Annotated in this window: 26 protein-coding genes; 12 read left to right on the top strand and 14 right to left on the bottom strand. The window is 63.2% G+C overall.

Translation table 11 applies throughout. The features are described 5' to 3' along the window. Nucleotides 1–130 precede the first annotated feature (130 nt). Both ACIPY2_RS10665 and ACIPY2_RS10660 read left to right on the top strand, forming a co-directional pair. Nucleotides 131–1477, top strand: coding sequence for an aspartate kinase (locus ACIPY2_RS10665; protein ID WP_400266355.1), 1347 nt, complete (start codon nucleotides 131–133; stop codon nucleotides 1475–1477). Between the two features lie 179 nt (nucleotides 1478–1656). Next, entirely contained in the window at nucleotides 1657–1956 is a 300-nt protein-coding gene (locus ACIPY2_RS10660) for a DUF4193 domain-containing protein (protein WP_211713967.1), read from the top strand. Nucleotides 1957–2065: 109 nt separating this feature from the next. Here the strand turns inward: ACIPY2_RS10660 and ACIPY2_RS10655 are convergent, their stop codons facing one another. From ACIPY2_RS10655 to ACIPY2_RS10640, 4 genes are all read right to left on the bottom strand, one after another. Continuing rightward, nucleotides 2066–2224 (bottom strand): hypothetical protein, encoded by a 159-nt coding sequence (locus ACIPY2_RS10655; protein ID WP_400266354.1) that lies wholly within the window; start codon nucleotides 2222–2224, stop codon nucleotides 2066–2068. Next, nucleotides 2221–2652, bottom strand: coding sequence for a lipopolysaccharide assembly LapA domain-containing protein (locus tag ACIPY2_RS10650; protein ID WP_400266353.1), 432 nt, complete (start codon nucleotides 2650–2652; stop codon nucleotides 2221–2223). Before ACIPY2_RS10650 ends, ACIPY2_RS10655 begins: the two co-directional genes overlap by 4 nt. Before the next feature lie 142 nt (nucleotides 2653–2794). Beyond that, nucleotides 2795–3025: a hypothetical protein gene (locus tag ACIPY2_RS10645; protein ID WP_400266352.1), complete on the bottom strand. Its 231-nt coding sequence runs from the start codon at nucleotides 3023–3025 to the stop codon at nucleotides 2795–2797. Nucleotides 3026–3137: 112 nt separating this feature from the next. Beyond that, entirely contained in the window at nucleotides 3138–3362 is a 225-nt protein-coding gene (locus tag ACIPY2_RS10640) for a hypothetical protein (protein ID WP_400266351.1), read from the bottom strand. Nucleotides 3363–3468: 106 nt separating this feature from the next. Here ACIPY2_RS10640 and ACIPY2_RS10635 point away from each other — a divergent pair, with 106 nt between their 5' ends. Genes ACIPY2_RS10635 through ACIPY2_RS10620 form a run of 4 tightly spaced genes read left to right on the top strand, consistent with a single transcriptional unit; the run spans nucleotide 3469 to nucleotide 5905 of the window. After that, nucleotides 3469–3951 carry a MarR family winged helix-turn-helix transcriptional regulator gene (locus tag ACIPY2_RS10635; protein ID WP_400266350.1) on the top strand — a complete coding sequence of 161 codons (483 nt, stop codon included), beginning with the start codon at nucleotides 3469–3471 and terminating at the stop codon, nucleotides 3949–3951. A gap of 9 nt (nucleotides 3952–3960) precedes the next feature. Beyond that, complete coding sequence (locus ACIPY2_RS10630; RefSeq protein ID WP_400266349.1) at nucleotides 3961–4566, top strand: serine protease inhibitor; 606 nt, start codon at nucleotides 3961–3963, stop codon at nucleotides 4564–4566. Further along, nucleotides 4544–5488 carry a 3-methyladenine DNA glycosylase gene (locus tag ACIPY2_RS10625; RefSeq protein ID WP_400266348.1) on the top strand — a complete coding sequence of 315 codons (945 nt, stop codon included), beginning with the start codon at nucleotides 4544–4546 and terminating at the stop codon, nucleotides 5486–5488. Before ACIPY2_RS10630 ends, ACIPY2_RS10625 begins: the two co-directional genes overlap by 23 nt. Before the next feature lie 30 nt (nucleotides 5489–5518). Continuing rightward, nucleotides 5519–5905: a serine protease inhibitor gene (locus ACIPY2_RS10620; RefSeq protein ID WP_400266347.1), complete on the top strand. Its 387-nt coding sequence runs from the start codon at nucleotides 5519–5521 to the stop codon at nucleotides 5903–5905. Between the two features lie 30 nt (nucleotides 5906–5935). On the opposite strand, the gene ACIPY2_RS10615 is transcribed toward ACIPY2_RS10620, so the two are convergent. Further along, entirely contained in the window at nucleotides 5936–7324 is a 1389-nt protein-coding gene (locus ACIPY2_RS10615; RefSeq protein WP_400266589.1) for an MFS transporter, read from the bottom strand. A gap of 237 nt (nucleotides 7325–7561) precedes the next feature. Here ACIPY2_RS10615 and ACIPY2_RS10610 point away from each other — a divergent pair, with 237 nt between their 5' ends. Next, nucleotides 7562–8440: a helix-turn-helix domain-containing protein gene (locus ACIPY2_RS10610; protein ID WP_400266346.1), complete on the top strand. Its 879-nt coding sequence runs from the start codon at nucleotides 7562–7564 to the stop codon at nucleotides 8438–8440. A gap of 63 nt (nucleotides 8441–8503) precedes the next feature. Here the strand turns inward: ACIPY2_RS10610 and ACIPY2_RS10605 are convergent, their stop codons facing one another. From ACIPY2_RS10605 to ACIPY2_RS10595, 3 genes are all read right to left on the bottom strand, one after another. After that, nucleotides 8504–11584 carry a S8 family serine peptidase gene (locus ACIPY2_RS10605; RefSeq protein ID WP_400266588.1) on the bottom strand — a complete coding sequence of 1027 codons (3081 nt, stop codon included), beginning with the start codon at nucleotides 11582–11584 and terminating at the stop codon, nucleotides 8504–8506. A 341-nt stretch (nucleotides 11585–11925) separates the two neighbouring features. Next, nucleotides 11926–14517, bottom strand: a complete 2592-nt coding sequence (locus tag ACIPY2_RS10600; RefSeq protein WP_400266345.1) for an exo-alpha-sialidase — start codon at nucleotides 14515–14517, stop codon at nucleotides 11926–11928. Continuing rightward, nucleotides 14447–14869, bottom strand: a complete 423-nt coding sequence (locus ACIPY2_RS10595) for a hypothetical protein (RefSeq protein WP_400266344.1) — start codon at nucleotides 14867–14869, stop codon at nucleotides 14447–14449. Before ACIPY2_RS10595 ends, ACIPY2_RS10600 begins: the two co-directional genes overlap by 71 nt. A 190-nt stretch (nucleotides 14870–15059) precedes the next feature. Here ACIPY2_RS10595 and ACIPY2_RS10590 point away from each other — a divergent pair, with 190 nt between their 5' ends. Continuing rightward, nucleotides 15060–15998, top strand: a complete 939-nt coding sequence (locus ACIPY2_RS10590; RefSeq protein ID WP_400266343.1) for an NAD(P)-dependent oxidoreductase — start codon at nucleotides 15060–15062, stop codon at nucleotides 15996–15998. Nucleotides 15999–16072: 74 nt separating this feature from the next. On the opposite strand, the gene ACIPY2_RS10585 is transcribed toward ACIPY2_RS10590, so the two are convergent. Together ACIPY2_RS10585 and ACIPY2_RS10580 are read right to left on the bottom strand one after the other, a co-directional pair. Beyond that, a complete protein-coding gene (locus ACIPY2_RS10585; RefSeq protein ID WP_400266342.1) occupies nucleotides 16073–16363 on the bottom strand; it encodes a DUF1540 domain-containing protein in 291 nt (96 codons plus the stop codon). A gap of 114 nt (nucleotides 16364–16477) precedes the next feature. After that, complete coding sequence (locus ACIPY2_RS10580; protein WP_400266341.1) at nucleotides 16478–16663, bottom strand: hypothetical protein; 186 nt, start codon at nucleotides 16661–16663, stop codon at nucleotides 16478–16480. Nucleotides 16664–16946: 283 nt separating this feature from the next. On the opposite strand from ACIPY2_RS10580, the gene purS reads away from it, so the two are divergent. From purS to purL, 3 genes are read left to right on the top strand one after another with little or no spacing between them, the layout of a single operon-like run. Then, nucleotides 16947–17198: a phosphoribosylformylglycinamidine synthase subunit PurS gene (purS, locus tag ACIPY2_RS10575; RefSeq protein WP_364156353.1), complete on the top strand. Its 252-nt coding sequence runs from the start codon at nucleotides 16947–16949 to the stop codon at nucleotides 17196–17198. Between the two features lies 1 nt (nucleotide 17199). Further along, the gene (gene purQ, locus ACIPY2_RS10570; RefSeq protein ID WP_400266340.1) at nucleotides 17200–17979 is read left to right on the top strand and encodes a phosphoribosylformylglycinamidine synthase subunit PurQ; all 780 of its coding nucleotides are present in this window, start codon (nucleotides 17200–17202) and stop codon (nucleotides 17977–17979) included. Beyond that, nucleotides 17976–20285 carry a phosphoribosylformylglycinamidine synthase subunit PurL gene (purL, locus tag ACIPY2_RS10565; RefSeq protein ID WP_400266339.1) on the top strand — a complete coding sequence of 770 codons (2310 nt, stop codon included), beginning with the start codon at nucleotides 17976–17978 and terminating at the stop codon, nucleotides 20283–20285. The genes purQ and purL overlap by 4 nt, the downstream gene beginning before the upstream one ends. A gap of 67 nt (nucleotides 20286–20352) precedes the next feature. Here purL and ACIPY2_RS10560 read toward each other — a convergent pair whose 3' ends face one another. Genes ACIPY2_RS10560 through ACIPY2_RS10550 form a run of 3 tightly spaced genes read right to left on the bottom strand, consistent with a single transcriptional unit; the run spans nucleotide 20353 to nucleotide 23389 of the window. Beyond that, nucleotides 20353–21714, bottom strand: coding sequence for a putative bifunctional diguanylate cyclase/phosphodiesterase (locus ACIPY2_RS10560; protein ID WP_400266338.1), 1362 nt, complete (start codon nucleotides 21712–21714; stop codon nucleotides 20353–20355). After that, nucleotides 21711–22214, bottom strand: a complete 504-nt coding sequence (locus ACIPY2_RS10555; protein WP_400266337.1) for a hypothetical protein — start codon at nucleotides 22212–22214, stop codon at nucleotides 21711–21713. Before ACIPY2_RS10555 ends, ACIPY2_RS10560 begins: the two co-directional genes overlap by 4 nt. Then, nucleotides 22211–23389 (bottom strand): GGDEF domain-containing protein, encoded by a 1179-nt coding sequence (locus ACIPY2_RS10550; protein ID WP_400266336.1) that lies wholly within the window; start codon nucleotides 23387–23389, stop codon nucleotides 22211–22213. Before ACIPY2_RS10550 ends, ACIPY2_RS10555 begins: the two co-directional genes overlap by 4 nt. Before the next feature lie 227 nt (nucleotides 23390–23616). Here ACIPY2_RS10550 and ACIPY2_RS10545 point away from each other — a divergent pair, with 227 nt between their 5' ends. Continuing rightward, the gene (locus ACIPY2_RS10545; RefSeq protein ID WP_400266335.1) at nucleotides 23617–23910 is read left to right on the top strand and encodes a DUF503 domain-containing protein; all 294 of its coding nucleotides are present in this window, start codon (nucleotides 23617–23619) and stop codon (nucleotides 23908–23910) included. Here ACIPY2_RS10545 and ACIPY2_RS10540 read toward each other — a convergent pair. After that, nucleotides 23907–24548: a GntR family transcriptional regulator gene (locus tag ACIPY2_RS10540; protein WP_400266334.1), complete on the bottom strand. Its 642-nt coding sequence runs from the start codon at nucleotides 24546–24548 to the stop codon at nucleotides 23907–23909. The two genes, ACIPY2_RS10545 and ACIPY2_RS10540, sit on opposite strands and share 4 nt — an antisense overlap. Nucleotides 24549–24735: the final 187 nt, after the last annotated feature.

Below are 24735 nucleotides of genomic sequence, written 5' to 3'. Positions count from 1 at the left end.
GCCATATGGTCACAATTCCTGTGCCGGCAGTCCACGGCGATAAACTTGCCAAATAAGCTACGCAGGCGTGCTCCAATTTGGAAATCAGCATGCCGCGTTCGAACCCTATTGATGCAGTGAGGGTGCGCGCATGACTATGCCCACTACCGAAGTGAAGATCGAAGAGCTCTCTGGCGGCCCTGCCATTACCAAGCAGCTGATCGTCCAGAAGTTCGGCGGTTCCTCGGTTTCCGATGCTGATGGCATCAAGCGGGTGGCCCAGCGTGTGGTGGATGCGCAGAAAGCCGGCAACGAGGTTGTGGTTGTCGTGTCCGCCATGGGTGATACCACCGACGAGCTCCTGGACCTCGCAGCGCAGGTCACGGATTCGGCCCCCGCCCGCGAGATGGACATGCTTTTGTCCGCCGGCGAACGTATTTCGATGGCCCTGCTGGCCATGGCCATCAACAAGTTCGGCGCGTCCGCCCAGTCCTTCACGGGTTCGCAGGCCGGCATGATTACCGACGGCATCCACGGCAAGGCCCGGATCATCGACGTCGACCCCCACCGCATCCGTACGGCACTGGACAAGGGCCACATCGCAATTGTGGCCGGTTTCCAGGGCATGACCCGCGTTACCAACGAGATCACCACGCTGGGCCGCGGCGGTTCGGACACTACCGCTGTTGCCTTGGCGGCAGCCCTCGATGCCGATGTGTGCGAAATCTACACGGACGTTGACGGCGTCTACACTGCCGATCCCCGCGTGGTTTCCTCGGCCCAGAAGATTGACCGTATTTCCAGTGAGGAGATGCTGGAGCTGGCCGCTTCCGGTGCCAAGATCCTGCACTTGCGCTGCGTGGAGTACGCCCGCCGCTTCGGTGTGCCCCTGCACGTGCGTTCCTCATTCAGCCACCATGAGGGCACCTGGGTCATCCCGGGCGCCGACGAAAAGTTCACGATTCAAGAGGGAGTTGCCTTGGAGCAGCCAATCATCTCCGGCGTTGCACACGACCGGTCCGAAGCCAAGGTCACTGTTGTTGGCGTTCCGGATATTCCCGGTAAGGCCGCCGCGATCTTCCAGGTGATCGCCGACGCCCACTCGAACATCGACATGATCGTCCAGAACGTGTCCACCCACGGAACGGGCCGCACGGACATCTCGTTCACCCTGCCGATCGTGGAGGGTGCTGATGCACTGGCTGCCCTGCGCGCCGCTGAGGGCCAGATCGGCTTCGAAAGCATCGAGTACAACGAGAATGTTGGCAAGCTCTCCCTCATTGGCGCGGGCATGCGTTCGCACCCGGGTGTTTCTGCCACATTCTTCAAGGCTCTCTCCGATTCCGGGATCAACATCGACATGATCTCCACCTCGGAAATCCGCATCTCCGTGGTCACCAGCGCCGACAAGCTGGATGACGCTGTCCGCGCCATCCACAACGCGTTTGAGCTCGACGGCGAATCCGAAGCTACGGTTTACGGCGGCACCGGCCGCTAGCATCGCCGGGCAACGCGCCCAAGTAAGCGACAGGGAGCACCGTAAAAAAGGGGCTATACAGGCTTTCATTACCGTGGTTTTCCCCACATGTGGCTTCTTTACGGTATGGTATGGAATTTTCATGGCATGCTGTACGTTGCATAGCCGTAACTCCCCTATCTGAAGAGGCAAATAAACAAGTGGCAGCCGATTACGACGAACTCCGGACAGACGTCAAAGAAAACCAGGAGCAGTCCCTCCAGGCTCTCCAGTCCGCCAGCGCCCCTACCGCCAAGAGCGTAGTGCTGGAACTCGATGAGACCGATGGCCTTGACGCCAATGGCCCCGGTGGCGAAATCGTCGCCGAGGAACTCGTCATTCAGGTCATTCCGCAGGCAAGTGACGAGTTCACCTGCAACTCGTGCTTCCTGGTCCGCCATCGTTCGCAGATTGCCCGCGAAAAGGATGGCGTCGCCTACTGCACTGACTGCGAAGGCTAAGACGACCACCACCCGGGCGGTCTGATCGTCGTCAGGGAGTGCCGCCGTCGGGATTAAATTGCGGAAGGACCGGAGCATCAGCTCCGGTCCTTCCGCATTTAATCAGCAGTCAGCTACTCATGGTCGGTATCCGGCTCCGCCAGCCGCTCTTCATCCGTATCTTCGGGTGCAATAACGGGGGAAGCGCATCGCCGAGGAGTCCGGGGGTCCCCTCGCCCTTCTCTGCGCCTTCGCCGACGCCGGGAGCCTCGTCAGGTACGTCCGTCATGGCCTGTTCCTCTGTGCCATCGCTGCCCGCCGGCGGTGGTTGATGAGCCTAAGCTGCAGGATGCGGGCTCCGCCGGCGAGCGCCACCAGCACCCCGCCGCCTACAGCGGCGATGAACAGCGTGGTTCCCAGCGCGAGCGACCCCTCAAGACCAAAGAACCTCACAGTGACCATGTCCTGGTTTTGGACGAAGAAGACGATCAGCAGCACCAAGACCACCAGGCTTACGGCAACGGCGACCCATACGGCGGCTGTGCGGGTGGGCCTGCTGTTTTCCGGAGGCGCTACGGGCTGGGCGGGGGCTGCAGTATCCACAGTGCGTGGATTCGCCGGCTGAACCGGCGCCGCGGTTCCGTTTGCGGGAAGGTCGGGCTGTGGTTTGGATTCTCTGTTCGCCGGAATCCTCGCGGCGTCGTCCTGATAAGTCATTCGCGGCCCCCTCGACCCAGACAGAAATTGAACCTGCACTCACATCATAAGCATGCTGATTAGTCTGGTGGAAGAAGCGCACAGCTGGAAGAAGTGGACAGCAAAAAGGGTCGGGACTACCCGACCCTTTCACACACCGTCATCACACGCTGTAGTCGGTGCTCGTTGGTCCCGGGTCATCGTTCCGGACTGCATAGTGATGACCCTCGGAATCAGTTTCGATATCGAAGTGCTTGAGGTCCTCCTCGGAGGCCGCCTCAAAATCATCATGCTTGTGCACCACCGGGGAATCAGTATCACCGCGGGTTGCGGGTCCGAAAACGAACTGCAAACGCTCAGTCACATGCTGGAAGCCATTCAGTGTGCGTCCCATTTTCTTCCACCTCCCTTCCGCAGGAGAAAGAAAAAACGGCATGGCCGGTGCGCGCCGTTCCAGTGAGGCAATTTTACGCCCGAAGGAGAGAAAAGGCGCTGGAAGGGCTGCCCTAGCGGAGGGACTTGTCGTCCGGGTTCCGGGGCACCACGTAGGTGCTGCCATCCGGCCGGCGGACCGTTTCCCACTGCTGCGTCTCGGCCTGGCGCTGGGCAAGGAGCCGGCGGTTGGCTTCGGTCATCTCGTGATCAATTGAGCTGCTGTGGGCAGGTCCGAAAATGACCCGCAACTTCCCCGTTGCGCGCATGAACCTCTGGGCGAAGGATTCCTTTGCCACCGGCGATCGACTCCTTATTTCGACTGATCTACGAGTCCATAGTACGCTAATTATTAGTACACTAACTAATCGCCCGGAAGCATCCGGCCGATCCGGGAGGCAAGTCATGACAGCAGTCAGCGAAGACCAGGAAACAGACGATCTGCTCCTAGAGCGGCAGCTCTGCTTCGCCCTCACTGTGGCGTCCCGCAGCGTGGTCGGCATCTACAAGCCCGTCCTTGAAAAGCTGGGCCTTACCCACCCGCAATACCTGGTGATGCTCGCTCTGTGGGAACGCAGTCCGCGGACCCTGAAGGACATCAGCGACGCCCTCCTCCATGAGCCGGCCACCCTTTCCCCGCTCCTCCGCCGGCTCGAGGAAGCGGAGCTGGTGACGCGCGATCGTGTTCCGGGCAACGAGCGTGCGCTGGCAGTCAGACTTACGGAAAAGGGGGCGGCCCTCCGCGCCCAGGCAACGGCCGTCCCGGGAACAATACGCGAGCGGCTGAACCTCAGCCGCGAGGAAGTGGCCGAGCTGCACCAAGCCATGACCGGGCTCATCGCAGCAACCCAAAGCCGCCAAGCCGGCCACGCAAATCCCACAGCGTAAACTGGACCCATGCGCTTGCGATTCGTTCGACCCGCAGTGGGAGCGCCCGCAGTGGCAGTGCCCGTATTGGCAATCCTGGCCATAGCCGGGCTGGCGGCCTGCACGGGCACCCCCTCCCCCAACAACAGCAGCGCCACCGCGACGAGCAGTTCCACCACCAGCGCAACCCAGGCACCGTCGTCGTCCGCGTCTACCGGCCCCACCCCCACCCAGGTGCCCACCAGCCTCGGCCCAAGCGAACCGAATCCCAGCCTCCCCCCGGCCACGCCCGGCCAAGGCAACGCCGAGCTGTCCATCACGTTCCAGGCTTCCCCGGAAGCCGCACCGCAGACCTACACACTGGTGTGCACGGGCGGCGTACCGGCAGCCGAGAGCAAGCACCCCACTGCGGCGGCAGCCTGCGAAGCGCTCAAAAACCACCCCACCCTCCTGACCGCACCGCTTCCCACTGACCAAAACTGCACCATGCAGTTCGGCGGTCCGGAAACCGCGACAGTGACCGGCGCGGTGGACGGCACCGAAGTCAACAGGAAGTTCGATCGCACTGACGGATGCCAGATCGCACGGTGGGACGCAGCAAGCGTCCTCCTCGGTGCCAGTGGTGGAGCAGCCTAGCCTGCGGCACCTCCCGCAGGAGCAGTGGCTCGGGCTGGAGGCTGCCCATCAAGCCCGCGTCGCCAAGTACGCGGATCCTTACCTGTCCCGACGTTCCGCGGGGCAGAAGCACCCCGTGGAGGATTTCCTCTTCACTTACTACACCCAGAAGCCGGGTCAACTGCTCCGCTGGCATCCCGGCGACGGCATGGTCCTCAGCGGTGAACGCGCTTTGGAACGCGCGGACTGGAAGTTCTACCGCCGGCTCGACGACTCCGGGCTTGCCGACGTCGGACTGCCGCCAGGAACGCCCGCTGTCACTTTTGACCGGCGCGGCTTCGTGGACCAACGCGCCGAGGCTGTACGGTTCGCCGGCATCATCCTGCAGGGCACCGCCCTACGGCCGGCTCAGTTCGGCTGCTTCGGGCTGCACGAGTGGGCCATGGTGTACCGGCAGGAGAAGTTCGAACTCCGGCACGAATACCTTCAGCTCAGGCTTGGCGGCGACGGCACGGACGAGGTGGTGGAGAAGAACCGCATCCGCTGCACCCATTTCGATGCTTTCCGCTTCTATACGCCGGACGCCATCCCCCTCAACGAGCTGACCCCTACCCGCGAAAACCAGCGGAACATCGAACAGCCCGGATGCCTCCACGCCAACATGGACCTGTACAAGTGGGCCTACAAACTGGCTCCGGCGCTGCCCAGCGAGCTGGTGATGGACTGCTTTGAATTGTCGTGGCGTATCCGCGCCATGGACATGCAAGCGTCCCCCTACGACCTCGAAGAATGGGGCTACCCGCCCATCAGGATCGAGACACCGCAGGGCAAGGCCGAGTACGTTGAGTACCAGCGGGCCTTCGCGGCCGAATCCCAGGAGCTGCGGACCCGCGTGCTTGAGGCGGTGCGGCCGCTGCTGGAAGCCCTCCCGGCCGCTGCCTGAGGCACCCGACGCCACCAGCGAAAGGTCACCATGGTTTCAAACAACACGGATTACGACGTCGACCTCACGGTAACGATCAAAGAGACACCTGACGCCGAGCCCAGGGAGTTCCGCCTCAGGTCGGTCGACGGCGTCCTGTCGCCGGACGAAGGATCGTTGGACTCGAACCTTCCGGACGCGCATGCGGCGCTGGCCGCCGTCGAACAGTTCGGCGAGGAAATCTTCTTTCCGGTGCCGCGGCCGGACCGGATCTGCACCCAACAGTACGGCGGACCCCAGACGGCCTTGGTGACCGGCTGGTTCCGCGGCCGCAAGGTGAACAGCTCCTTCAGCCGCACGGACGGCTGCGAGATCGCACGCTGGAAGACCATGTCCCCGCTGCTGGGCAGCACCGGAGGCTCTGCAGGCACCGTGTAAAGGTGTGCCCGCAGAGCCTCCGGGATGCGGTTAGCTTGCTGCCTTGGCCGGGCGGCGGAGGAACAGGGCCACTACCAGGGCCGTGGCCAGGCACAGCGCGGCGTTCACCCAAATGGCCGTGGTGACACCGCTGAGGACGGCCGGAGGGGCATTGTTTCCGATGGCCAGGAGCTGTGCCGTGAAGATGGCGCTCATGATCGGAATGCCCATGGTGATGCCGATCTGCTGGCTCATGGTCGCCAACCCCGTAGCCAGGCCCTGCTCCTCGTCCGGCAAGCCCGAGGTGGCGGTGACCATGAAGCCGACGATGACGACGAGGTTGGCGACGCCGCCGACGAAGGTAGCGACCAGCAGCAGGCCAATCGACGCCGGGTGGTTGCTGAGCAGCACCAGCGCGCCGGTAGCAACGGCCTGCACGATGAATCCGTAGACGATGGCTTTCTTGTTGCCGATCTTTCCGATGACCTTGGGGCCGAGAACTCCGCCAAGTACTGTTCCAAGGCCGAGGACCGCGAAGGCAAGTCCGGCGCCAAGCGGGGTGTATCCGAGCACCTGCTGCAGGTACAGGGTCAGCAGGAATACCAAGGACGTCTCGGTGACGAAAGCAAGAATGCCGGCGATGTTTCCCCAAGCAACCGTGGACCGCTTCAGGATGTCCAGCGGTACCAACGGTGACGCTGTTTTCCGTTCGACCGCCACGAAGGCAACGAACAACACAACGGCTGCAGCGATTGAACCCAAAGTCAGCGGATCGGTCCAGGAATGTTCAGCGGCGTTCGTCAGACCGAAAACAAGGGCCAGAAGGCCGAGGGTCACTGTGATCGCACCGGGAACGTCGAGCTTCAGCTTGGTGGCGGGTTTGCTCTCCCCGAGGACGATCGGGGCAATGATGAGAACAGCGACGGCAACAGGCACGTTGATGAAGAAGGCCCAACGCCAGCTGAGCAGATCCGTCAAGAGCCCGCCGAGGATGGCGCCGGTGGTGAATCCGGCAGCCATCAAGGAACCATTCAGCCCAAGGGCCTTGTCGCGCAGCGGACCTTCGGGGAAGGAAGCGAGCAGCAGGGACAGCGCCGCGGGGACCACGATCGCCGTCGCAATACCCTGGCCAACACGTGCGATCAGCAACAGTGCAGGGTCGGTCGCCAGGCCGCCGGCCAGCGACGCCGCACCCAGCAGTGCCATACCGATGATGAACATCCTGCGACGCCCGGCAATATCGGCAACCCGCCCGAACAGCAGCGTCAGGCCGGCTGCGCAGAGCGCAAAGGCCGTGGCGATCCACTGCAGGTTTTCGAGGCTGAATCCGACGTCGGCGCCGATGGCCGGGAGGGCAACGTTGAGGATGGAGAAATCGACGGCGAGGGTAAAGCTCGCCGCGAGCAGGACAATGAGCGCCAGCCTCTGACGGCCGCTCATCCGCTCGGGAGCCCGTCCCGGCGCCTGGACATCCTCAATCAAGGGCGCAACACCGGGTTCCGTGCTGACATCCGGTTGAGTAGTCATAGAAAGTTCCTTCTCTGGAGGGGCTGCCGTCCGCGGACGGCATCTTCACAACTCCACGTTCATGGAATCCCGCAGGATCAACCACACCCCCTTCTGCCTACCACTGTCAGTGACAGGACAAGGCTGCCCATCACCGGCAGAATGGGGCGCATGAGTAATCCGAGTGAACTTGGAGAGTTCCTTCGCGTCCGAAGGGCTGCCCTGCAGCCAGAGGATGTTGGCCTGCTGAACTATGGCATCCGCCGCGTACCCGGCCTCCGCAGGGAAGAGCTGGCCATGCTGGCCGGCGTCAGCAATACCTACTACACGCGGCTGGAGCAGGGACTCAGCAACAACGCCTCCGAGGCCGTCATGGACGCAATCGCCCGGGCACTGAACCTGAACACCGACGAACGCGCGCACCTTTTCAACCTCGCCCGTCCGGGGACAACCAAGCGGCGGACCCTGACCAAGCCGGACAAGGTTAGGCCAGGCACCCTCCGGCTCATTCAGTCGATGGCCACTACGCCCGCCGTCGTCCTTGGACGCCGCAGCGAGGTCTTGGCGTGGAACCGCATCGGCCACCGGCTGGTCGCCGGCCATCTGGATTTCGCCTCTCCCGAGACACCTTCCACGAGGCCCAACATGACGAAGCTCTTGTTTCTCGATCACCACACCCGGGAGCTGTACACCCGATGGCAGGAAGAAGCTGCCCGGGCCGTGTCCTCACTTCGTTTAGTGGCGGGCCGCGCAACGGAGGATCCCGAGCTCGCATCGCTGGTTGGCGAACTGACACTGAACAGCCAGGAATTTGCCGCTTTGTGGGCACGGCACCCGGTTGAGAACTGCATGTCCGGTCTGAAGTACATGCATCATCCCGAAGTTGGGGATATTGAGCTCAACTTCGAGGTCCTGACCCCGCCGGACGAATCCGGACATCGCATCTTGATGTACGCCGCAGACCCTGGCACTCCCGCAGCCGAAGCAATGCAGTTGTTGGCCTCATGCGATGGCGTGCTGGACGAAACCCAACGTATCCCGGCAAGGTGACCTGAACGCAGCAGTGGCCGGTGGGACATCCCACCGGCCACTGCCGTTGTTCAGGAACCGGGATCAGCCGGCGTTGTTTTCCTGGGTCGGTTCGTCACCACGGATCTTGCCGCGGTTCTTCTTGTCCTTCTTTGGGTCTTCCTCGTCCGGAATCACCACTGCCGTACCCTGGCTCACCACTACTGTGACGAAGCTCGGCTCACTGGTTCCGGCGAAGGTCAGCCGGCCGATGTAGGAACCCGGTTCCAGGTTCTTCCAGTTCAGCGAGATGGTGCCTTGCTTGCCGTTGGCCAGCTTGATCGGGTTCGGCGTCACCGTTGCGTTGCCCTCGTTCGCACCCAGGACGGCAGCGTCAACGGTGGCCTTGGTCGGCTGGTTGTTGGGGCTGGCGTAGAGGTTGGCGAAGATGTAGTAATCACCCGGTGCCGGGTTGGGCACGGTCACGGACTCACTGGCCGAGGCCGTGGCCGACGGGAGCTGCTGTCCGGACGGGGTCAGGACCAGCATGTCGAAGTCCGCTGCGTCGCTGGAGGAAATGACCGAGAATTTGGCCAACGCGCTGCCCTCGCCCACGGTCACCTTCTTCACGAAGTTCGAAGCATTGGTCTCGCCCGCAAACGGACCCGGAACCAGTTCAATGGCCGAGGAATCAGCCTTGGAAAGGCCATCGACTGTGACACCCACCGGCAGGTTAGTGCCGGAGGTGATGTTGATGGTGCCCGAGCCGTTGGGACCGGTTCCCGTGAAGGCGAGCGCCTTGTCCGCGATGACGGACTGCGGCCGGACGGCGATCGGCGAGGTTACGGTCTTGTTCGCTCCCTGCCAGCTCAGCGAGCCCATGGCGAACTGTCCCAGTGCCGCGCTCTTGTTCTCGAACTGCACCTTGAACGAGCGCTTTTCACCGGCCTTGCTGAAGTTCAGCACGGATGGGGTGACCTTGACGTCGACGCCCGGGACGTTGACCGAGGCCCGGTAAAGGCCCGGGGTCAGCGCCGTGACGGTTCGGGTTACCTCGATCTTGCCGGCAAGGTTGCCCAAGGCGAACGACGGGACGTTCACGTCGCGGGCCGCCGTGGTGCCAAGGCCCGGAATGCCAAGGTCCATACCAGTGCCCTGGACGAACTTCAGGTAGTCCTCGGTGGTGTTGTCGTACACGAGGCCCGGGGACAGGACCTTGGCCGGATCGACCTGCCCTGCACCGGTGGCGAAGACATCCGTGTTCGGGGCGCCGTTGGCCAACTTCACCTGCCCGGCCGTGGTCATCATGGCCGATTTCACGGCAGCCGGCGACCACGTGGGGTTCTTGGACAGGATCAGCGCACCAAAACCGGCGACATGCGGCGAGGCCATGGACGTACCGGACAGGAACCCGAAGTTGTCACCTCCGGTTCCGATCGGCGAGACACCTGCAAGGATAGCCACACCGGGAGCGGAAACGTCCGGCTTCAGGAGGTCGGAGTCGGTGGCCAGGAGCGGCCCGCGGGATGAGAAGCCTGCGACCTGCGGCTGTGCCTCAAGAGGCAGCCCGGTGGTGTCTCGGTTGAGCAGTGAGACGGTGATGGCCGGGTTGGCCGTTACCTTGTCCTTGATGGCCTGGGTTGCAGGCGGGTTCACATGGACGGTGGGGACAGCGTGCTTGTCCGTGTCCAGGGAGGATGCTGTGAGGTTCACCAGGATCATGCCCACACCGCCCGCACGCAGGACTTCGGCGCTCTTGGCGGTACGGTCAACAACGCCACGGTCACAGACCACAACCTTGCCGCTCACCTTGGCAGGGTCAAGCGACCCAGGAGCGCAGAGGGCGGCGTTGCCGGTACCGCTGGCGGCATTGGTGGAGAGTACGACGCCGGCCCCGCTCACCTCTTTGTTCATGATGCTCGCTCCGCGGAACTTGCTGCCGTCGGAGAATTCGACCGTTCCCTGCAGTTCCTGCGAGAAGGAGGTTGCGGCAACCGTGGTCAGCCACGGTGCTCCGTGGTTGACCGTGCTGGCGGTCGGACCAGAGTTGCCGGCGGAGGTCGCCACGAAGATGCCGGCTGAAGCGGCTGAGAGGAAGGCCAGGGATACAGGGTCCGTGGTTGAGGTGGTGGAACCCGAGATGGAGTAGTTCAGTACATCCACGCCGTCCAGGATGGCCTGCTCGATTGCGTCGATGGACGAGGAACCGTAGCAGCCGCCCGTGGCGGGGTCGGTGTCTTCCCAGCAAACCTTGTAGATGGAGAGTTTTGCGGCGGGTGCAATACCGCTGGTGGTGCCAAAGCTGCGGCCGTCCACTGTCGCCTCAACGTTGGCGTTACCGGCGGCGGTACTGGCCGTGTGGGTTCCGTGGCTGTCCACGTCAACCGGGGAGATGACTTCCTTGGGATCCCGGTTTTCCGGCGGGACGGTTTCCAGGAAGGCGTCTGCGAAGTAGTGGGTGCTGAGGACCTTGGAGTTGCAGGCGCTGCCGTCATAGTCTGCGCCCGTGCCGGTTCCGGCCTGGCATTCGCCAACGAACGTCTCGCCGTCGGCTTTCAACATGGCGATCTTGCCGTCGTTGGTGCGGTACGGGACCCCCACCTGCGGGTTGCCGACCAGGGGCCCTACCGGCTCGCCGGCGAAGAACGGGTTGGACGGGGTGTAGCCGGTGTCGATGACACCAACAACAGTGCCCTTACCGGCGTTGTCCACGCCACCGTACTGGGTGTTCCAGGTTCCATTGGGGCCACTGAGCTTCAGGAAGTCCGTGGTGGAGTAGTCCGGAGAGTTCTGCGTGTCCGGGGCGACCAGCAACACCTTCGGATCTTTTGCGAGGTTGATGGCCTGGTCCGCTGTCAGGTTGGCGCTGAAGCCATTAACCGCGGTGGTGAACTCACGCTGGATTTTGACGTTTTCCTGTTGCGCAACCTCTTTTTGCTTCTGCTGCAGGTGCGACTGGTACTGCTTGACTTCGTTACTGTCGGCGTCGAGCTTCTTGCCCTCCTCCGGTTTGGTCGGCGCAAGACCCTGGGTACCGCCGTCGTAGGTAGCGGCGGGCTTTTCGGCCAGGACCACCATGTAGCGGCCGTCTTTGTAGGCGTTGGGGTCAAGGTTCTTCTTGGCCACCGCCCCTACGTTACCCGGGGCGTTCTCTGTTGACGGAGCCGCTTGGGCAGGCATCGCCATGGAAGAGAGCAGCAATGGAAGGCCCACGGCCAATGCCGCTGCCTTCCGAAGCCCCCCGCTTCTGACGAAGCTCTTTCCTTGTGGTTTCACGAGTGGTTGCACCTTTCACTGGGGAGGACCGGGCACCATCGCCCTGGACCTGTCAACTGGAGATGGTTGCGTTTTTGACAGGTCCTGTCAAAATGCCGCAACCAACCGAGTCACACAGTACAGAGCGAGAGGGAAATATGACATACAGCACATTGAAAGGAATTTGTCTTGTCACACGCCGCGCGTGAGCCTATGTGAAGAATAAAGAACGGCAGCCGCAGACCATGGTCTGCGGCTGCCCTCCCCAACAATCAGCCCTTCGGCGTCACTTGCAGCCTGTCAAAGGAAACCTGCTTGCCGTCCTGATCCAGCACCACAACATCGTCCCGCCCATTTTTCACATCCGGGGGAAGAATGAATTCAACGGCGTTATCAGTGGTGGGGAAAATCCAGCCAACGCGGTAGCTGTTCTTGTTGAGGTACACGTAGTACCACTGCCCGTATTCCAGGCCTTTCAAAACAACCTTCTGACCGTTGCGGTATTTGTCCGCAGTCCCCAGATCGAACGGTGCAACCTGCCCATCAAGGTCCTGGACAACTAGCGAAGGCTCGTAGGAAGGCTGCGCAGGCTGGACCTTCAATTCCAAGGCGTCGCCGGACGCGGATGCGGCAACCTCCGCAGAACCGTTCCGCGCTGTCACGTCAAAGGCCACCGCAGCCAGCGAACCAGCCGCCACGTCGGTGGCTGTCAGCACGTGCTCACGCGTCGCGGAAACCGTGTCGCCCGCAGCAAGGGCAGCCACGGAAATCCCGGCATCAGGAGCCTCCACCCCTGTCACCGCCACATTCCCGGCATTGCCCACGGTGAACGTGTACGTCACGGGGTCCCCCACGCTGGCGTAGCGGTCACCGTCAGCGTCCGCCCACTCGGCTGCAACGGTAGCTGAAAGTGCAGCGTCCCGTACCTTCAAGTCCACCTCTCCCCCATTGATTTGGTAGGTCTTGGTGCTTTGCCCCGCCGCACTGACTTCCCACGTGGTGGCTGGAACAAAGAATCCCTGCGCAGCCTCGGCAGCGGTTACGGTATGCCGTGGCGTAGTGCACTGGTAGCTCTGCCCTGCGGGCAACGACGAGTACCGGCAATTGCCCGCCCCCTCCGGCAGGAACGGACTGAAGTTACCGGCGGTAGGCACAACCTTCTCCGCAACGGGAGACGTGTTCTTGACGGTGAACGTGTAAGGGACTTGGTCACCCGCCGCATAGGGCTGGGTTGCAAGGTCACGCCCGGTATCGGCACGCGCACCGCTGATGTCCGCTGCCAGGAGCCCGTCACGCAGGGCGACTGCAGCGCCCGTGAACGTCACCGTCTTGGTAAGCGACGGCGTCGTACTGGCCGTGATGCTGAAACTCGCCTCGGGCACGAAGTAGCCGCGGTCGACGTCGGCTGCCGTGATGATGTGCTTGGCCATGGTGCAGTTGTAGCCGGCCCCGGCGGCCAGGTTGTTGTAGCGGCAGTTAGGGGCCGACGGCGGGAGGAAACCGGAGTCGAAGCTGCCGGAAAGCGGTACCGAGTTGGCCGTGACATTGGCGGTGCTCTTGACGTTGAAGTTGTAGGTCAAGGATTCGCCGGCTTGGTAAGGACTTGCCACGACGTCGCGGGCGGGAGCGGTACCCGTGATGGTGAGGCCCACCTGCGGCGCCACCGGTACGGTGGCCGTAAAGGTGTATTGCGAGACCCGGCCGTACGACGTCGTGAAGGCAGCGTTCAGGTTCTGGGGACCGCTGGCGTTGGCCGGGGCCGTGAGTGCGACGTTGACGGTTGTCGAAGCCCCCGGGGCCAGGGACGGCACGGGCACTGTGGTGGCGGTCCAGCCGGAGGGGGTGTAAACCGTCGCGTTGGCACCGTTAAGCGTCGTGGCTTCCTGGTTGGTTACGGTCACCGGGACCTGCTGGGTTGCACCGGGTTGGGTGGTCACAGCCGGGACGGAGAGCGGCGCGCAAACGTAGTTCAGCCAGGCGTCGTCGAAGGTGGCGAACGGCATGTTGTCGGTGTAGTTGCCCTCGTACAGCACCCCGAATTTGCCGTCCTCAAGCCGGCTCACCGTGGAGTAGGCGGAGAACCCGGAGCGGACGGTGCGCACTCCGGGCCAGGTGGCGCCGTCGTCGCAGGACACCCGGGCGGAGACGTTCTCGCGGCCGGTCTTGGAGTTGGCATTGGTGAAGATGAGTTTTTTCGCGTCCGAGGAACCCTGCGGGGCGGTCGGGAACATCCTCGAAATCGAACCATTGTTGGCGGGATCGGGCAGTTCGGTGTCCTGGGTGACGGGACCGTAGGTGGCACCGCCGTCCGTTGAAATGGCCACCTTCCGGTAGCCCTGGTTGGCATTATCCCGGGAGTTCAACAGCACCCGGCCATCGGAGAGCTCCACGGTTTTGTTCTCGTCCATGCGATCGCCGACGTTGGCGCCCTTTTGCCAGGTTGCCCCGTGATCGTCGGAATAGACGCTGTAGGCCTGGATTTTGTTGGTCCCGTCGGCCTGGCGTACATCGCCCGCGTACTGCTGGATCAGCCGGCCCTTGTACTGCCCGTACTTGAGTTGGATGCCCTCACCGGAAGAGGCGAAGTTGGAACGGACATCGCCTGCCGCGGGATTGGCCTTGCTGCTGCCGGGTTTGGTGACGTTGGTGATGAGCCGCGGCTGGCTCCAGGTGATGCCGCCGTCCGTGGATTCGATGACCGCCGAAGAAATGACGTTGCGGTCCGCGTCGTCATTGCCGAACTGGCTGCCGCCAAAACCCTGGTCCTTCGAGTAAACAAAGAAAGCGAACACCTTATTGGCTTCGACATCGTAGACATACGAGGGGTCGCTGTAGCCATACTTCGGGCCGGTTGAATCGGCCACGTGCCCGGCGGCGATGACTTGTACCGGCCCCCCAGGTCCTGCCGCCATCGGTGCTGCGGCGCTGGACGATCGAGTTGGGGTTGGGGGCGTCCGCAGCAGAACCCGGCCTGCCGTCCCACGCTGCGAGAACAACGTTGTTGGCAAGGTAGGTCAGCGCGGGGATGCGGTAGAAGAAGTTGGCTGCCGTCCGGTCGGCGGCGAGGTTGGTTTCGCTGAAGTTACCCGGGGCAATCGAGGGGTCGCTGGGCGGGATGGGGGCGGCCTGGGCCGGGGCCCCAAGGCCGGCGATGAGGCCGGCCGCCAAGGCGCCAACAGCGGATATTCGTACGAAGGAGAGTGCAGGGGATCTCAAATCCAGAGTCCTTTCGAAACGGCGGGATCGATCCAACATGACTATTCGTGTTACGTGCCACGTCGAACGTCCTACAACCATAAAGTGCTTCGCGTCACATTGCCAGACATGACGCAGGCCATGCGACCGCAGAGGCTGTAGGGGTAGCGTCAGGGAGGTACCGGAAATCCCCCAGTAATGGAGCTGCGCAGTGAAGATCCTCGTCCCCAACACCATCGCCCTGGACCTCTCCACGATCGGGGACGACGTGGTCAGCTACCAGGCCGACCAAGCGATTCCCGACGAGCACACGGACGCCGAAGTCCTGGTGGTCTGGCAAAACACCGCGGACAACCTCAGCGACGCCGCCCGGCGCTTGACCCGCCTGCGCCTGGTCCAGACGCTGGCCGCCGGTCCCGACTCGGTCCTCGCCGCCGGTTTCGGTGACGACGTGGCCATCACCTCGGGCCGGTCACTCCACGATGGACCCGTAGCAGAGCACGCCCTCGCCCTGGTACTCGCAGCGGTGCGTCGCCTGGACACCCTGCTCGAGGCACAGAGGTCCTCCACTTGGGACCGCGACTACAACGTGGCACAGTCCGCGCCGGAAACCGAACAGCTTTACACGCTCGACGGCGCCAAGGTCACCATTTGGGGGTTCGGTTCCATCGCCGGGCGGCTCGCACCCTTGTTGGCCGCGCTGGGCGCGAGTGTCACCGGCGTCGCGAATTCCGCCGGGGAACGCTACGGATTCCCGGTGGTCGCTACATCGGAGCTCCACGAGGTCCTAAAGACCACGGATGTGCTGATCTCGATCCTGCCTGCCACTCCGGAAACGGCGAATTCCTTGAACGCGGACGTACTTGCTTCACTGCCGAAAACGGCGGTGTTCGTTAACGTGGGCCGCGGCGCCACCGTGGACGAGGACGCCTTGCAGGCCGCGCTGGCAGAAGGCCGGCTCCGCGCAGCCGCGCTGGATGTCACCAAGACCGAACCATTGCCTTCCCACTCTCCCCTGTGGACCGCCCCCAACCTGATCATCACTCCGCACGTCGCCGGCAACCGCCCCAAGGGCTCATCTGCATTGGTCCTGGCTAACATTGCCGCCCTGAAAGAAGGACGGGAGCTGACCAACCAAGTCGCCGGCTGAGCCCAACCGGGCCGGTGGGCACGAAAAAAGCGGGTACGTCCGCGCTGGACGTACCCGCTTTCGCAGTTGGAGGGTCAGGAGTGCTCGTACGTCAGGCAGTCGGCCGAGTCGGCACCCGGACCAACCCGCACATCGTGTGCCTCGCACATGAGGTTGTTGTTATGGACGCACTCCGAGCGCTGGCAGGCGCCCACGTGGGCCAGGACCTTGGGGAGGCCGCCCATGGCGTTCGTGTCGATGAAGGTGGCACATGACGCGTGGTCCTGGGTTCCACCGATAGTGATTCCAAAGGCGGTGCAGCCGTCGTGGTTGAAGCCGCAACTGCCAACGCTACAGGCGGATACTTCGGCAATGTGGTCGGTCATTGTTCCTCCTGGTTCGGGTCCTGAAGATCCCGGAGTCCGGGACCCGCATGTAGTACCCAAAATACGCCGGTAGTCCGGCGTTTCACCCGCTCGATTAGCGCATTTGTGCGTTGGCTAATTACCGGGCGTCCGGACGGCACGGCTGATTTTCTCCCGGGTCTCCTGGTCCAAAGGTGCCGTGACCAGGTTCTCCCTGGCAGCTTTGTCCGCCTTGATTTTCTGCACGACCATCCGTCCCAACCCGGCAAAAACAGCTGCTGCCATAACGCCCAGCACCATGGATTTCGGTTTCTCAGCCATGCCGTAATCCTAGTGAGGCGCGGCACCTGCTGCCATACCGGCGTCGGGCTTTGCCCGCAGGGAATTTCCCGCGAATCGGCGGGGGCTCCTCGCGGAATCGGGCTGAATAGGGTATGTGCGCCACTCCCGGTAAGATGGGTGTGCAAGCTCGCGGAGCGCCCCCACACCGTTTCAGGACACCGTTTTCAGGACACAGTTCGAACGCGGCTGTACGGCGTGAGACGGCACCCTCCGCGGCAGCCTTATTTAAAGGTTCACCCAACTCACGCACAGGAGTTACCGGATGCCCCGGATCGTCGTTGACGTCATGCCCAAGCCCGAGATTCTGGACCCCCAGGGGAAAGCCATTGTGGGCGCACTGCCCCGCCTCGGCTTCAACAGCTTCAGCGCAGTCCGCCAGGGCAAGCGCTTCGAATTGACCGTTGACGGCGAAGTAACCGAGGCCATCCTGGCCCAGGCCCGCGAAGCTGCCGAGACGCTGCTCTCCAACCCGGTAATCGAAGATGTCGTCAACGTTGAGGTCGTCGAGGCCTGACATGACTTCCATCCCCCTGATTGGCGAGGCCGTGGCCGTCGCCGCAGAGCCCCGCTTGGCAGGCGCCAAGATCGGCGTCGTCACCTTCCCCGGTACCCTGGACGACCGCGATGCCGCCCGTGCAGTGCGTCTCGCCGGTGGCACGGCGGTTTCGCTATGGCATGGAAACAGCGACGCCGATGCCCTAAAGGACGTTGACGCCGTCATCATTCCCGGTGGTTTCTCCTACGGCGACTACCTCCGCGCCGGCGCCATCTCCCGGTTCGCGCCGCTGATGTCCAAGATCATCGATGCCGCCAACTCCGACGCCAAGCTGCCTGTCCTGGGCATCTGCAACGGCTTCCAGATCCTGACCGAGTCGCACCTGCTGCCCGGTTCCATGATCAAGAACGACCACCTGAAGTTCATCTGCCGCGACCAGACGCTGCGTGTGGAAAACGCCAACACCGCCTGGACCGTGGACTACGCCGATGGCCAGGAAATCGTCGTGCCGCTCAAGAACCAGGACGGCCAGTACATCGCTGACGAGAAGACCCTGGATGCCCTTGAGGCCGAGGGCCGCGTGGTGTTCCGCTACGTCGGCTTCAACCCCAACGGATCCCGCCGCGACATCGCCGGTATCTCCAACGCCGCCGGCAACGTGGTGGGCCTCATGCCGCACCCGGAGCACGCTGTTGAGGCAGGGTTCGGCCCGGAATCGCTCGATGGAGCAACCTCCGACACCGACGGCCTCGGTTTCTTCACCTCCGTTTTGACCAAGATTGTGGGAGGCGACAAGTGACCACGGAAACCACCAAGAAGTTCAACATCGACACCGTTGAACATGCTGCCGGGACCCCGGATACGGAACTGCCCTGGGCCGAACTCGGCCTGAAGCAGAATGAGTTCGACGAGATCGTCAAGGTCCTGGGCCGACGCCCCACCGGCGCCGAACTGGCCATGTACTCGGTGATGTGGAGCGAACACTGCTCCTACAAGTCCTCCAAGAACCACCTCCGCCAGTTCGGCGAGAAGGTCACCGAGGAAATGAAGAAGGACATGCTGGTGGGCATCGGCGAGAACGCCGGTGTGACCAACCTGGGCGACGGCTGGGCCGTAACGTTCAAGATCGAGTCCCACAACTCGCCGTCGTTCGTTGAGCCTTACCAGGGCGCAGCTACCGGCATCGGCGGCATCGTCCGCGACATCATCTCCATGGGTGCCCGCCCGGTTGCCGTCATGGATCCGCTCCGCTTCGGCGCGATCGACCACCCGGACACCGCCCGCGTCATGCACGGCGCGGTCGCAGGTATCGGCGGCTACGGCAACTGCCTCGGCCTGCCGAACATCGGCGGCGAAATGGTGTTCGACTCCGTCTACCAGGGCAACCCGCTGGTGAACGCGCTGGCCGTTGGCGTTATGCGCCACGAGGACATCCGCCTGGCCAACGCCTCCGGCAAGGGCAACAAGGTTGTCCTCTTCGGTGCCCGCACCGGTGGCGACGGAATCGGCGGCGCCTCGGTGCTCGCCTCCGAGTCCTTCGATGACTCCAAGCCGTCCAAGCGCCCCGCCGTCCAGGTGGGCGATCCCTTCGCCGAGAAGGTGCTCATCGAGTGCTGCCTCGAACTTTTCAAGGGTTCCTTGGTTGAGGGCATCCAGGACCTCGGCGCCGCAGGCATCTCCTGCGCCACGTCCGAGCTCGCCTCCAACGGCGACGGCGGTATGCAGGTTGAGCTGACCTCCGTCCTTCTGCGCGACCCCACGCTGACCCCGGGCGAGATCCTCATGTCCGAGTCGCAGGAACGCATGATGGCAATCGTCACGCCGGAGAACGTGGAAGCGTTCGAGGCCGTGATGGACAAGTGGGCCGTGGAGTACTCCTGGTTGGGTGAAGTGACCGATACCGGCCGCCTCATCATCACCTGGGAAGGCGAAGTAATCGTCGACGTCGATCCCCGCACCGTTGCGCACGACGGTCCGGTCTACGACCGCCCGTTCGCCCGCCCGGAGTGGCAGGACTCGGTCCAGGCAAACGCCTTCACCGGTTCCGTCGAGGACGCCGGCCGTCCGTCAGCTCCGTCCGAGCTGGCAGCAGCTGTCACCGAGCTCGTTGCCTCGCCCAACATGTGCAGCAAGTCCTGGATCACCAAGCAGTACGACCGCTACGTCGGCGGCAACACTGCCATGGCATTCCCGGATGACGCCGGCGTGGTCCGCGTTGACGAGGAAACGGGCCTGGGCGTTGCCTTGGCCACCGACGCCAACGGCCGCTACACCTACCTGGACCCGTACCAGGGTGCACAGTTGGCACTGGCCGAGGCCTACCGCAACGTCGCCACCTCCGGCGCCGTTCCGATGGCCGTCAGCGACTGCCTGAACTTCGGTTCCCCCGAAGACCCGGACGTCATGTGGCAGCTCGCCGAAGCCATCCGTGGGCTCTCGGATGCCTGCATGGAGCTCGGCGTCCCCGTCACCGGCGGCAACGTCTCCCTGTACAACCAGACCGGCACCACGCCGATCCACCCCTCACCCGTGGTGGCAGTCCTGGGCAAGCTCGACGACGTCGCCCGCCGCACGCCGTCGGGCTGGCGCGAAGATGGCCAGGCCATCTACCTGCTGGGTACCACGGCAGCTGAGCTGGACGGTTCTGAGTGGTCCAACCTGCGCGGACACCTCGGCGGCCTGCCGCCGAAGGTTGACCTCGCGGCTGAGCGTGCACTGGGCGAGATCCTGATCAACGCTTCGCGTGACGGTATGGTCGACGCAGCCCACGACCTCTCCGAAGGTGGCCTAGCGGCTGCCTTGGTTGAGTCTTCGCTGCGCTACGGCGTCGGCGCCCGCATCGCCCTTGAGGAACTCATGGAGCGTGACGGCGTGGACCTGTTCACGGCCTTGTTCTCCGAGTCCCAGGCCCGGGCCATCGTGTCCGTGCCGCGCTCGGAGGAAGTCCGCTTCAAGGACATGTGCACCGCCCGCGGCTTCGCCCACCTCCGGATCGGCGTTGTTGACGCCGCCGGCGGCAAGCTGGAGATCAACGGTGTGGACGAGCTTTCGCTCGACGCCCTCCGCGAGGCACACGAAGGCACGCTGCCCAAGTACTTCGGCTAGTCACAGCCAACGTTGCAAGGCCCCGGCGCTCTCCCAGCGCCGGGGCCTTGCGCGTGTCTGCAGGGGTTTACCCGGGCCACGCCCTCTGGCGCTTCAGCTGCTCCGTGAACTCCGGACCAGGCACAGGGCGCCCGAAGTAATACCCTTGCCCACTGGTACAGCCGATGCTGCGCAGCGCCTCGGCTTGCTCCGCTGTTTCGATTCCCTCCCAGATGCCGTCCAGGCCACATGAACGGATCACTTGCTGGATAGCTGCCAGGAACTTCAATTGCGTTTCGTCTTTGCCCAGGTCCCGCACGAACTCCCGGTCCACTTTCACGTGGTCCACGGGGAGTTTTCGGAGATACCCCATGGAGGAATAGCCGGTGCCAAAATCGTCGATTTCGAGGCCCACGCCCAGCCGGTGCAGGCTCATGAGGGTGTAACGATCCAGTTCGTTATTCTGGATGATGGCGCTCTCGGTGAGTTCAAGGACCAAGGATTCCGGCGGCAGCCCAGCTCCTGACAATGCATCGCGAACATCGTCCACGAACTCCAAGCTTTGCAGGTCCGGAGCCGAAACATTGATCCGCATGGTGAAGTCGTGGTGCGCTGTTTCCGGGTCACGCCGCCAGGTTGCCAGTTGCGCGACGGAACTGCGAAGGACCCAGCGCCCCAGTTTCGCGATCAGGCCGGAGGCTTCGGCGATGGGAATGAACCGGTCCGGCATGATGAGTCCGTGCTCCGGGTGGTTCCAACGGACCAGTGCTTCGCTGCCTTGGAGGCGCCCCGTCGCCAGCTCGACGATGGGCTGGTAGTACAGCACCAACTGGTCAGAGTCGATTGCATGACCCAGTTCGCCCACGATCTGACGCTGGAGTTGGCGGGCAAGGAGGGTGGCGGGATCGAAGTTCTTGACCTTGTTGCGGCCTTCCGCACGCGCTTCTTCGAGTGCCATATCGGCCTCCAGCAGAATGTCGCCGGGCGCTTGATGGGGTTCTGCGACCCGGAGGCCCATGCTGGCCCTGCACCGGACCGTTTCGTTTCCAAGGTCGATATCCGCTTCCAGCGCGGCAAGGATACGGTTCCCGGCCGCGGTCGCCCTGGCAAGTGGGGTGGCGGGCAAAAGCACTGCGAACTCGTCGCCGCCGAGGCGCGTTACGACGTCGTTCTCCCCCACAGCGGAGCTGATCCGCATGGCAACCGTCATGAGGATCTGGTCCGCAGCTGCATGCCCGAGGGACTTCTTGAGATCCCTGAAACCGTCCAGGTCCAGCAGCAGCAAAGCAGGTGCCGGGCTGCCCCGACCTGCGCTTTCCTGGGCTTGGGCTTGCGCCTGGAGCAATGCATCTTCAAGGGCAAGCCTGTTGCCAAGGCCCGTCAGGGAATCCGTAAACCCCTCACGGGTTACGGCCAGGCCCGCCTGGCGAAGCTTGCCCTTGGCGCTCAAGATAGTTCCAACCGGCGCAAGCTGTCGTCAACCACGGACTTGGGCTTGGCCACGGGGTTGCTCCGCTCGTCCAGGAAAAGCCGATACGATGCCACGTCGAGCTTTCCGTCGGGCGCGGCCGCCGTTCCCGAACGGTAAACGTGCGTGATCCACGAGCCGCCCAGGATAGCCTCAATCCAGGCATCGCACTCCGCCAACGGCAGTGCCAGCCGGGTTCCGGTGTTGCGGCGATGACCGGCGATGGAGAGAGTGATGCAGCTTCCCAACAGGCCCTTGTCTGCTGTGAACCACGCCAATCCCTGGACATCCGCGACTATGGTCAGGTTGGCGTTGCCGTCCTCCACAGAGTTGACCGGGTTCATCCGCACCGAGCGCCTGGCCGTGTTCAACGCGGTGGCAGTGCCGGCCTGGTAAGGAGGACTGGTGATGTCCTGGCGGAAGGTGGCCAGTTCCCGGTTGTGCTGGATCTGGATCTTGTTGGTGAGTTGGTTGATGGTCATGACCGTGCCTCATCAGCGATAGTTGCCGCCCCGAGGCGGTCTGCTCCGACAATTCTGTTTCGTCCCTGCGCTTTGGCGCTGTAAAGGGCTGCGTCGGCAACTTCGATCATGAAGCTGAGGTCCGCAGTGGCCGGAGTGCTGGATGTGACTCCGTAGCTGACAGTGGGGAATGCGCCGCCACCGGGCACTTCCATGCTGGACATCCGGCGGCTGATTTCCGCCGCGATGTTTTCTGCCCGTTCCTGGGTGGCTCCGGGCAGGAAAAGTACGAATTCTTCGCCGCCGTAGCGGCCCACCAGGTCAGTGGACCGCACGCTCGCCTTGCAGGCTTCGGCGAAAGCCTTCAGTGCTGCGTCACCGGCACGGTGGCCGTGCTCGTCATTGACCGCCTTGAAGTGGTCCAGATCGGCGAGCACGACGGCGGCGCCCGATTCGGTGCCGTGCAGCCGCTTGAGCTCTGTGCCGGCGAGGTCAAGGAAAGTCCCGCGGTTGAGCAGCCCGGTCAGGTGGTCCCGGCTGGCCCTTTCACGCAGGCCCTTGATCAACTGGTCGCTGCTCAGCGCCGTCATGCTGAAGGAAACCGTGACCAGCAGGACCAGCGAAATCAGGCCCGAGGGGGCTGGTCCGAAGTAGGTCCTGAACGTTGCGCTCCCCGGGCCTTCCATGGTGTAGACGCCCCACCGGCCCAGGTAATAGATGGCCAGGAGGCCAGCCGCCATGGACAAGCCCCTGTGAAGGTGTGAATGTGTTCCCTGGATGAGCCACAAATCGCGGGCAGCGAGGGCTATGCCCAAGGTCATCATCGCCAGGTAGACGGAGCCTCCGGACCACACGTTCGTTGCCGGGTTCTCCAGGACCGAAGCAACAGCGGTGATGGCAGGGGCTACGGCCAACAGCCAGGGTGCGGCTTTGAGGTCCCTTAGGGTCCTGGCTCCTGCCCACACGCTGAAGGACCCGGCCACAACCAGGACGTTGCCCACGGGGTTGGCCCAGAGCTGGTGCGTGGTGCCGTTCAGCAGGAACGCTGCGTTGCCGAGCATGTACTCCAGCAGGGCGATTGCCCACCAGCCCGCGTAGGACGACTTGGTCCGTCGATACGAAGCTATGAACAGCACAAAGAGGGTCAAAGTGACTACTCCAAGGGCTACCCTCACTGAGAACGCGTCGAGCACCATGGTTTAGCTCCTGCCACTTGGTCCCACGCCAATTTCTACCATGGCAATGGTCCTGTCAAAACAGCGCTGTTCCACGTGTTGTACGTGCCGGGAACTGTCCCCATGTTCGCTCGACTCCCCCCTGGGTGATCCGTGGTTTCAGTGTGGGCCGGTTCGCTCAATCTCCCTGCGGCGTTTCCTCAAGATTTGATCAAGAAACGCACGGAAGGGCACAGGATACTTAAGCCATGTGGATCGGCTGGATCGAATTCGACGTGCTTCTGGGCGACGTACATAGCCTCAAGGAAAAGCGCTCACTCGTGCGCCCCCTGCTGGCCGAGCTCAAGCGCCGCTTCGAGGTCTCGGCTTCGGAGACCGGCCTTCAGGACCAACACCGCCGCGCCCTGATTGGCGCGGCTCTGGTGTCACCGGACCACGGTCACCTGGGGGAAGTGCTCGACGCCGTTGAACGGTTCGTGGCCGCCCGGCCTGAGCTTGAGCTGCTCAGCGCCAGGCAACGGGAACTCCACAGCGAGGACTAGTACCCGATGACAGCCCACCGGGTGGATTCCAGGTGCGCATCAATGGCCTGATGAGCGGCTTCAAGGCTGCGGCTGCGGAGGGCGTCCACGATCAACTGATGCTCCCGGAGCACGTCCCCGGCGCGGTCGGTCTCCTGCGTTACAGCGCGGACACCGATCCTGAGTTGCCGCTGCCTCAAGGAGGCGTAGAAGTCGGCGAGGATTGGGTTGGCACCGGCGCGGACCATGAGGGTGTGGAATTCGGTGTCCAGCTCGATGAACCGCGCGGGGTCATCCTTGGCATCCCGCTGCTGGTCAATGATGCGTTGGAAGGCATCGAGCTGGCTCTCCGGCATGGACTCCAGGGCAAGGACGGCCCACTTCTCCACCACTGACCGCGCCTGCAGGATGGCCCGCACGTCCGGGTCCGAGATGGGCGGAACGTACGCGCCCTTGTGCGGAATGCGCTTGACGAAACCTTCCGCCTCGAGCCGCAGAAGTGCCTCGCGGACAGGGGTTCTTGAGGTTCCGGTGGACTTGGCGAGGACTGCCTCATTGAGGAAGGTTTCCTCATCCCGCGGAATCGCGGAGATATAGCTTTTCATCCACTGGTAGGCCACCTCGGGCTGCGACTGTGCAGTGGGAGTCGTCTGGATCATGGAGAGCCTTTCTCGCGATGCCCAGTATACGAGTCGCATTCACGCACATTGGGTATAGACAGGTTGTATACAACTAGTCTACAGTCATAGTTCAGTGATCCCCCTCACTGATTTGGAACCCCTCATCTCCGTGGAAGACCGGCCGAGCCATTCCCCCAGGGCCAGGTCCCCACCCGCAAAAGGATCC

The organism is Paenarthrobacter sp. NPDC089675, assembly GCF_044749185.1.
Lineage (GTDB): Bacteria > Actinomycetota > Actinomycetes > Actinomycetales > Micrococcaceae > Arthrobacter.
Note: the sequence above shows the minus strand (reverse complement) of the source record. Positions and strands in the feature narration are given on the sequence as shown.